Origin of the sequence: Neomoorella stamsii, assembly GCF_002995805.1 — a bacterium.
Classification (GTDB): Bacteria; Bacillota; DSM-521; order Neomoorellales; family Neomoorellaceae; genus Neomoorella; species Neomoorella stamsii.
The window spans coordinates 26,188-35,424 of sequence record NZ_PVXL01000062.1 but is presented as its reverse complement, the minus strand read 5'-3'; the positions used below and the strand labels follow the sequence as shown (position 1 = coordinate 35,424).

8 protein-coding genes are annotated in these 9,237 nt (G+C 48.7%); all 8 read right to left on the bottom strand.

Annotated elements, in window-relative coordinates; genetic code table 11:
* Window positions 1–103: 103 nt before the first annotated feature.
* Window positions 104–934, bottom strand: coding sequence for a TRAP transporter permease (locus tag MOST_RS13665; protein WP_161952851.1), 831 nt, complete (start codon window positions 932–934; stop codon window positions 104–106).
* 90 nt (window positions 935–1,024) lie between these two features.
* Entirely contained in the window at window positions 1,025–2,032 is a 1,008-nt protein-coding gene (locus MOST_RS13660) for a TAXI family TRAP transporter solute-binding subunit (RefSeq protein WP_054937122.1), read from the bottom strand.
* Window positions 2,033–2,976: 944 nt separating this feature from the next.
* The gene (locus tag MOST_RS13655; RefSeq protein WP_054937123.1) at window positions 2,977–3,663 is read right to left on the bottom strand and encodes an isochorismatase family protein; all 687 of its coding nucleotides are present in this window, start codon (window positions 3,661–3,663) and stop codon (window positions 2,977–2,979) included.
* A gap of 124 nt (window positions 3,664–3,787) precedes the next feature.
* Window positions 3,788–4,432, bottom strand: a complete 645-nt coding sequence (locus MOST_RS13650; RefSeq protein ID WP_054937124.1) for a GntR family transcriptional regulator — start codon at window positions 4,430–4,432, stop codon at window positions 3,788–3,790.
* A gap of 164 nt (window positions 4,433–4,596) precedes the next feature.
* Window positions 4,597–5,931 (bottom strand): MFS transporter, encoded by a 1,335-nt coding sequence (locus tag MOST_RS13645; RefSeq protein WP_054937125.1) that lies wholly within the window; start codon window positions 5,929–5,931, stop codon window positions 4,597–4,599.
* Between the two features lie 195 nt (window positions 5,932–6,126).
* Window positions 6,127–7,437 carry a putative manganese-dependent inorganic diphosphatase gene (locus MOST_RS13640; protein WP_054937126.1) on the bottom strand — a complete coding sequence of 437 codons (1,311 nt, stop codon included), beginning with the start codon at window positions 7,435–7,437 and terminating at the stop codon, window positions 6,127–6,129.
* Window positions 7,438–7,581: 144 nt separating this feature from the next.
* Entirely contained in the window at window positions 7,582–8,064 is a 483-nt protein-coding gene (rlmH, locus tag MOST_RS13635) for a 23S rRNA (pseudouridine(1915)-N(3))-methyltransferase RlmH (RefSeq protein ID WP_054937127.1), read from the bottom strand.
* A gap of 6 nt (window positions 8,065–8,070) precedes the next feature.
* Window positions 8,071–9,210 (bottom strand): S1C family serine protease, encoded by a 1,140-nt coding sequence (locus MOST_RS13630; protein WP_054937128.1) that lies wholly within the window; start codon window positions 9,208–9,210, stop codon window positions 8,071–8,073.
* Window positions 9,211–9,237: the final 27 nt, after the last annotated feature.

The following is a 9,237-nucleotide window of genomic DNA, read 5'->3' as shown; positions in this document are numbered from 1 at the left end:
TCCACAACAACTACGTCTACTGATGATGAAGATGAAGGCTTAGTCTGCCTTCTTGGACTTCATCATAAAAATGAAAATCTAAGAGAGCAAGAGATTTAACGAGCTAGAAGCAAATTATTGAGATAGGAGGAGTAAACATTGAACCTGTAGCTGCTACGGCAAGGAGGGCCGCACCGTGAATAATTGGGTAGCCGACCTTGGATAATAGGGGTAGCGTAAAAGAACCGGTAGTAACAACGTTGGCCACAGGGGACCCTGATATAATACCCATCAAAGCATTACTAAGGATGGTAGTTTGAGCAGGCCCGCTGCGTAATCTACCAGTTAATGCCAGAGCTAAATCAACGAATAACTCACCTGCACCTGATTTAGCAAGGAAAGAGCCAAACAAAACAAATATTATAATGTATGTGGCCGAGGTGCCCATGGGAAGACCAAAGATACCTTCCGTGGTCCCATACAGAAAAGAGACAAGATCAACGACCGAAAAACCTTTATGCCGCAATAACCCGGGAAAATAGGGCCCAAAATAAGCATAAATTAAAAATATCACAGCAAGAATTGCCATGGCAGGCCCAATACTCCGTCGACATGCCTCTAGTACAACGATAATCATGACTATACCCATAATTGTTTCAAATAAGGAAGGGTCGACCACGCGCATGGCGTTCTTTTCCCACGTTAATGCCAGGTATACTCCCGAAATTATTGTAGCTGCAGTAAATAACACGTCGAAAACAGAAATTTTCCCTTTAGATTCCTTCCGTGCCGGATAAAGCAGGAATATGGGGGCCGACATCAATATCCAGTGAATGGACCTCTGGGTCAGGGCTGATAACAAACCGAAGCCGGAAGTATATAAAGCGAATAATGAACTGGCTACTAAAAAAACTGTTGCTATTGTTTTTGCCCCAAATTCAACTTTCTTTTCCATAATGCGCCTCCACAAAATCATTATTATAGAAGGGTAAGGGTGGTATGTTTAGAAGACCACCCCTACCGTAACACCTAACTCAAGTACCCTTTACTTAAGCACACCTTTCTCCCGATAAAATTTTTCTGCGCCGGGATGTAAAGGTACTGGCGCTTTGGCAGCATTATTCAGGCCCAGTTCCTTAGCAGAGGGGTGTGAATTATGAATCTTATCAAGGTTTGCCTGTTCAAAGAAAGCCTTCGTTATTTTGTAAACAAGATCATCAGGTAAATTCTTGTTAACAATAACGATGTTCGGAGTTCCCACTGCCCTTACATCTTCATTCAAGCCATACATGTTCTTAGGTATATTGACGGAAATGTAGTAAGGATACTTTTCTAGCAATTTCTGCAGTGTCTGTTCATCCAATCCTAATAGCCGGAAAGGATGTTTTCCCGCTTCCAAAGTTTTGACGGCAGGGGTCGGCAGGGCTGCATACACTACCGCAGCATCGACGTGGCCATCGCTTACCATGGTTACGCCTTCATCATAGGAAACATAACTAGGGGTAATATCGGAAAACTTAAAGCCATATTCCTTAAAAATATCGCTTAGTACAGTAAGAGCTCCGCCACCCGCAGGGCCAACAGCGACTTTTTTACCCTTAAGATCAGCAATACTTTTAATAGGTGAATTCGCTGGCACCACTATTTGTAGTACACCAGTTGAAAGTCCGGAAAACATTGTCCTGATATCCTGCATTTTAACCGGGTAAGGTTCGATCCCGTTATACCCGTTGTATGCCAGGTAACTGATCGTAATACCAATCTCTACATCGCCAGAGTTTACTAGTTTTACATTTTCTACTCCGCCTCCCGTAGTCTGCACCCGCGCCTGGGTGCCCTCCACATCTTTATTAATTATTTCAGCCATTGCTGCCCCTATTGGGTACCAAGCTCCCCCAGCACTGGCAGTAGCAATTGCTATCTCATTATACTGTTTTTTGCTTGGGGTTTTATCTGCTTTCGGCGCCTGTTTTTCTGAACAGCCACTGATTACCACAAACAGCCCCACTATCAACACAATAAAGGCTGCAATAATTTTGTGATTTTTTACCATGTCAAACAACCTCCTTTTTTAAATCCATGCTGGCATTCATTCTATTAATATTATTGTTACTGAACTCAATGGATCCTAGTTTCTCAAGTTTAATTTACAATTTCAATACTCAGATTACCCCCCATATAACTATAATCCTCCTTTAGCTAAAACAATAATTGCTATACAACCGCTTTATTTACCACCTCCTGACCCCCCAATACACGTCTTACGGTAATCTATTCATGTTATCAGCTCCCATACACTGGTACATCCTACTGCAAAAACAGGGTTGCTATTTGCATTGCAAACAGCTGCAGTATTATTACAAGGTCATTAATTGTATACATGTTGTATACTAGAATTATTATTTTAGTATTCGCCATCCAGCTTAATATTCCTGCTACCCCAATAATAATTTTTCATTATAACTTATGCGATAATTTATCTCATTCGCAAAGGAAAAACTTATGTTGTTTTATTTTCTCATTCTTGCACCTTCCCATCTTGGGGTATAAAGAGTGTTTGATTGAAAACAAGTCCAAGATTTTGCCAAGTGAGTGGTTAATAACATGTTCTATAGTTTTTGGTTGGGTGTAAAAGGCGGGAATTGGCGGAAGAATAACAACTCCCAGGCAGCTAATTTAAGCATATTCTCAAGGTGTATAGCATTTAAAGGTGTCCCCCTTACCATTAATATTAGCCGACGTTGTTCTTTAAGACAAACATCAGCTACTCTTATAACCAGGTTTTCAGCATAACCATTAGCTATGCCCGAAAGGTTTTCATGCTACAGGGGGCAATAACCATGCCATCAGTCAAGAAAAAACCCGAAGCAATACACGCTCCCACATTTCTGTGATCTAAGACCATATCTGCCAATTTTAGTATTTGGTTATACTTCCATTTTTTGATTTGTAAATAAAAGCCTGTTTAGACATTACCGTTACCATTTTTAATTCATTTTATAGTGATTTTATATATTGTAAAACCTTATCCAGCTTCTCTACATCGGCATATTTTAAATTCATATCTAACAATGATACTTTATGAGAGATGGGAATAGGGTCAGCTACGCATTCCTCAACCACAATTGTGTTATACCCAAAAGTACATGCATCTACCACTGTCGAACGAACGCAGCCACTCGTTACAAAACCTGTCACTAGCAGCGTGTCAACACCTAGACTTATCAAATAATTGATCAAGGGCGTACCAAAAAAAGCGCTTGGAAACTGCTTGGGAATTATTATATCGCCCTTTTGTGGCGCAAGTTCTTGAACTATCTGATCTGGCTCCTCATCGCTCAACCATTCTTTTGTCGGAATCGAATGCTTCTTTTTAGGAGACCAGTAAAATTGCTTTTCAGACTCCCTGATTAATACGGTAAAGTAAAATACAGGAACCTGTTTTGCGCGCGCTGCAACCAGAAGTTCCTTAATTTTTTTAACCGCCTGCCAGGTGTCTAATCCGATGCTTTTACGGTACAAGTTTAATGGAGTATTAATCTCTTTTTTACTGCCAATAAATTTGTACTGGGCATCGATTACTAGTACGGCGGGTTTTTGTCCATAACCGCGTCTTTTCCCCCAGCCACTATTAGCAATGGCTTCAAGATCCCAGGGGGTTACAACATCATCCCAAACAGGCAAAGCTTGACCACCTCTTTCCTCTCTAATTAAATTTCAGCTCATCAGCTGTAATAGCCCCCCAAGCTTATCATGGCTTAAAGGGATACCTTTTCCCTTCTGAAAGTAGGTATGCAACTATAAAAAATTAATCCGGCAAAATACCACGGCACACCTCAAGAGTACTTTCTTTAACGTTGTTAATGTGCCACCTTAAAAGCCTTTCGCTTTTTTCCAGGTCTCGTTCCTTCAAAGCCTCCAGGATCTCAAGGTGTTCTTGCTTAGATTTTTGCAGCCGGTTTGGTCTCAGGGCGGAAATGCGACGAAATCTTTCCACCTGGGAATTCAGGGTGTTAAGAAAAAGAACAAGGCGGCGATTACCCCCTCGTCTGACAATTAAATCATGCAACTTACGGTCGGTGTTGTAAAAATTTTCGCTCGAACTATCAAATTCCAAAGAACGTAACAGAGCTTCTACCTCAGCAAGTTCCTCATCGGTTATTTCCCTGATGGCTACTTTTAGGGCAAGTATCTCAAGAGCCTCCCGCAAAGCAAAAATTTCCTCTAAATCTTGCGTAGAAATTTCGGCAACAAAGGTCCCTCGAAGAGGAATATGCCGTACCAAACCTTCGGCTTCTAGTTGTTTCAAAGCCTCACGTACCGGAGTCCGGCTTATGCCCAGTGCATCGGAAATCTCCTGCTCAGCTATAGCTCTACCCGGAGATAATTGATTCGTTATTATTGCATTGTATAGATAATCATAAGCCTTTTGCTTACGTGTATCCCTTACCACAACCACTTCCTCCTAATTCAGGCCCGTCTTGTATGCATGGTGTATACCTTAATTGCACTTAGTATATTACTATACGTCTTTGAATTTAAAATTCCTGCTATCAGTAAATGAAATTTTTAACCTCAGCGGTGTACATAATCAGATTAGCCATATGCATGCCTCCTTCACGTCGCCAGTTCCTCCAGGGTTTTACCTTTTGTTTCAATGCCTAAGAGAAGCATTCCCAGAGCTGTGACGACAAAGACAGCGGTAAATAGGAGGAAGATCACCGGATAGGCCGCCGCCTGGCCCATAAGGACCAGCATCTGCCCTACAATCAGGGGAGCGAGGATGGCGCCGATGCGGCCGCAGAAGGAGGCCCAGCCGGAACCGGTAGCCCTGATGGCCGTGGGGTAAAGTTCCGGCGTATAGGCGTAAAGGACCCCCCAGGCTCCCAGGTTAAAGAAGTAGACTGCCAGGCCCCAGAGAATAAGCTGGCTGGTGGTGGTACTGAGGGAGAACATATAGGCTGCTCCACCGCTCAAGGCCAGGTAAGTCACCAGGGTAGCTTTACGACCGATCTTCTCCACCAGGTAAGCGGCACTGAAGTAGCCCGGTACCTGGCCCAGGGTCATGATTAACACGTATTCAAAGCTCTTGATGATGGCAAAACCCCTGCCCACCATCAGGGAAGGTAACCAGGTGACAATGCCGTAATAGGAAAAGTTAATCCCAAACCATAAAAGCCACAGGCAGAGGGTGCGCCGGAAATAGCGCCGGGACCAGAGATCGCCAAAGGTTACCCTGGCTGCAGTATCACCCTCCCCTCCCGGGCCAGGTAGTATTTCTTCCGCAGGGCCGCCGCTGCTTTTCTCCACCATGGCCACTATTGCTTCAGCCGCTTCAACTTTACCTGTTTTCTCCAGGTAGCGAGGAGATTCCGGCAGGGCCCGGCGCAAAACGGCAGCATACAGGGCCGGCAGGGCACCGATAAAGAAGGCCAGGCGCCAGCCCCACCGGGGTACGGCCAGGTAGCCTATCAGAGCTGCAGCAATCCACCCAAAGGCCCAGAAGCTTTCCAGCAGGACCGCCATGCGGCCACGGTAGCGAGTAGGAGAAAATTCGCTCATCAGGGTAAAGGCTACCGGTACCTCGGCTCCCAGGCCAAGGCCCACCAGGAAGCGCAAAAGCATCAGCCAGGGGTAATTGACTGCCAGTCCCGCCAGGAAAGTAGCTACACCATAGAAAATCAGGGTGTAAGTAAAGACCTTTTTACGTCCCAGGAGATCGCTTAAAGTGCCGCCTGCAACTGCGCCCAGGCCCATCCCTAAAAGGCCAATACTGCCCAGGGCTCCCATTTGGGCGGCAGAAAGATGCCATTCTTTACCCACTGCCGGCAAAACAAATGAGACCAGGCCCACATCCATGGCATCAAAAAGCCAGCCTATGCCGCAGATAAGGAGCAACCGGTAATGAAAGGCCCCCAGGGGTAATCCTTCTAAACGCCGGGCAATACTCAAAGGACCATCTCCTTTCTTAGCCACAATAAGATCTTTTGGCTCTACTTATCTTACCACATGTAAAGACAGTTGGAAAGTCATTATTTACGGATCTGAGGTCTTAGTATCCGGCCAGGGCAGTAAGCCGGCAGGAAGGGTGGTTTAAAGCATAAAACGCCTCCGGTTGCTTTACCGCACCGGAGGCGCCATTACCTTTTACTTCTGCAAAAGGCGCTGTAAAGGCGGTACCACCTGTTTTTTGCGGGACATGACCCCGGGCAAAAAGACACTGCTCACCCCCGGAGCAACATTAAAGGCCCGCTCTACGGCCCGCGCCTGGGGACCGGTGTAAAGCAACTCCGTGCCGTTCCGCATCAAATCGGTGACCATCAGGACAACGAGATCATAATTCCTTTCTACCTGGAGCTTTTCCAGTTCAGCCAGGAGCTCTTCCCGCCCCACCGGCAGGGTGCCGGGATCGATAATCTCAATCTGGCCAATGCCCACCATGGTACCGCCAAAGTTGAAGTTTTTAAAGTCTTCCAGGATAATCTCCCGTCCTGAGCGGCCGGCCAGGGAAGAACCGGCCCGGAACATTTCGCGGCCAAAATCATTGACGTCTATGCCTGCTATCCCGGCCAGCCAGTCCGCCTGCTCTTTATCGGTTAAGGTGCTTGTTGGTGATTTAAAAAGCAGGGTGTCGGAAAGGATGGCCGCGCATAAGATGCCGGCGATAGCCTTTTCGGGTTTAAGGCCCTGTTCCCGGTACATCTTGCTGACAATGGTGGCCGTACTCCCTACCGGTTCATTGCGGACCATAACGGGTTCTGCCGTTTCGATGTCGGCCAAGCGGTGGTGATCAATAACCTCCTGGATCTTCGCTTCTTCAATGCCGGCCACCGCCTGACTCTTTTCATTATGGTCCACCAGGACGACCCTTTTACCCCGCATGGCCAGCAGGTGATAGCGGGCGATTAAACCCACCAGGCAGTGGTCGTCGTCAACCACCGGGTAATTGCGGTAACGCGTGTCCAGCATGGTCTGGCGGACTTCCGTAATGAGATCGTCCTGGTGAAAAACCACCAGGTTATCCCTGTGCATTACCTTTTGGACGGGTTCGTCCATGGGTACGTTGCCGGTATCCCAGGCTTCCAGGAGTAGCCGCGCCAGGTCCCCTACTGTAAAAAGGCCCAGGAGGCGCCGGTCGTTATCGACGACAGCCAGGGTTTTAACGCCATGCTGGCGCATAAAAATACCGGCCTGGCGGACTGTGGCTTCCGGGTGGATGAAGAGGAGCCCGCCGTCCAGGACATCCTTTACCCGGGTGCGGACATCGTCAACTAAGGGCGGGACAGTTACATCGAAATAAGAAAGGACAAACTCCGTTTCCCTGTTGAGCTTCCCACACCTGGCGGCCTGGAAGCCCCCCTGGTACAGCTCATTCTTTAAAGCGGCATAACCAATGGCCGCGGCAATAGAATCCGTATCCGGTCGCTGGTGTCCGATTACCAGGATCTCTTTCCCCATGGTCTTAATCTCCTCCTCAAAAAACCTTCTTACAGCTTCGTTCCCAGGGCAGGGTACCCTCCGAATAGCCCGGCCTTATATTTAGCCTCTATAAATTCTATTGTAAGGAGCAAGAAAAGACAAGGGCTGAGGAAGGAGGGCTGCTTAACGGTGGTAGGTTTCTCCACGCTGGATTTTATAAGCCCGGTAGAGCTGTTCGAGGAGGATTAAGCGCATGAGCTGGTGGGGAAAGGTAAAGCGGGAAAAGGAGAGGCGCAAGTCAGCAAGCTCCAGGAGATCTCTAGCCAGGCCCAGGGTACCGCCAATGACAAAGGCCAGGTCATTGCGCCCGGCCAGGGCTAGATCAGCCAGCCACGTGGCCAGCTCTTCCGAAGACAGCATCACGCCCTCCCGGTCCAGGGCGATGGTATAAGCGCCAGGCCGCAAGAGACGCTTCAGCCCTGCTCCTTCAGCGGCCAGGACCTGCTCGACCCGGGCCGGGGACAAATGATCCGGGACCTTTTCTTCCGGCCCCTCCAGGATACGCACCCTGGCATAGGGCTGCAGGCGCTTTAAGTATTCATTTATCCCGGCACTTAAATATTGCTCCCGGACACGACCAACGACTATAATGTCAATATGCTGCATGCTTCCTTATTTCGACGGCATTTCACCCAGGGTTACCGTAAAATTAAGTTGCTTTTTGCTTGCCAGGCGGACAACAGTTAAAGTTACTTTATCCCCCGGCGATTTTTTATTAATCAAGCGCTGGATGTCGGCGTAACTCGCCACCTTATTGCTGTCTACGGCGATAATGACATCGCCCACCTGCAACCTGGCCTTAGCCGCCGGGCCATCATTAAAGATGCCGCCGATATAAACCCCCTCCGGTATATTATACCACCGGGCCATTTCCGGGGTAATCTCCCTGAGGTTATAAATCCCCAGGAAGGGATGGGTAACATAACCCCGGGTCAGAATCTGGTCGATAATAGGCCGGGCGTCGTTGATGGGTATGGCAAAACCCATGCCCTCCACCCCGCTGGCGGCTATTTTAACGCTGTTGATGCCGATAACTTCCCCCCTTAAATTTACCAGGGCACCGCCGCTGTTCCCGGGGTTAATGGGAGCGTCGGTCTGGAGAGTCCGGAGGGTAATCTCTACACCCCGGGGCCCGGGCACGGTCACTTCCCGGTTCAGGGCACTGATGACCCCCACCGTTACCGAACGGGCAAACTCCCGGCCCAGGGGGTTACCAATGGCCACTACCGTCTCCCCTACCTGTACAGTGCCCGAATCCCCCAGGCGGGCCTGGGGCAAATTGGTTCCCTTGATCTGCAGAACTGCCAGGTCGCTGCGCTCGTCGGCTCCCACCAATGTGGCCGGGTAAACCTGGTCGTGGTCGAGGCTGACGGTGACCCGCTCGGCGCCGGCAATGACGTGGTTATTGGTAACAATATAGCCGTTGGTACCGTCAAAAATAACGCCGGAACCCTGTTTTACCCCGGCATCACCGGTAAAACTACGGCCCGTCAAGGCCGCCACCCCGACGACGGTCGGGCCCACCTGCCTGGCAATGGTAACTACCGGTGAACTGGCCGTAAACTGGACCGGTTGTCCTGCCGGTGGGGTTAACTGGGCCGGAGGTCCAGGTGCCGGCGCCAGGGGCCGCTGCACCAGGCGCGGGGCCATAACAATGGCCGTCCCGGCACCGAGGACCGCACTGAGAAAAAATAGCAGGACTACTGCCAGGACCCGCATGTACTTAAAGCTGCTGGAAGAAAGATAACGCAAAAATATGCCCTCCTCTTTCAGTTCTAA

Coding starts and splice junctions, on each gene's coding strand:
- MOST_RS13665 (WP_161952851.1), bottom strand. CDS start 934: ATGGAAAAGAAAGTTGAATTTGGGGCAAAAACAATAGCAACAGTTTTT.
- MOST_RS13660 (WP_054937122.1), bottom strand. CDS start 2,032: ATGGTAAAAAATCACAAAATTATTGCAGCCTTTATTGTGTTGATAGTG.
- MOST_RS13640 (WP_054937126.1), bottom strand. CDS start 7,437: ATGGGGAAAGAGATCCTGGTAATCGGACACCAGCGACCGGATACGGAT.
- rlmH (WP_054937127.1), bottom strand. CDS start 8,064: ATGCAGCATATTGACATTATAGTCGTTGGTCGTGTCCGGGAGCAATAT.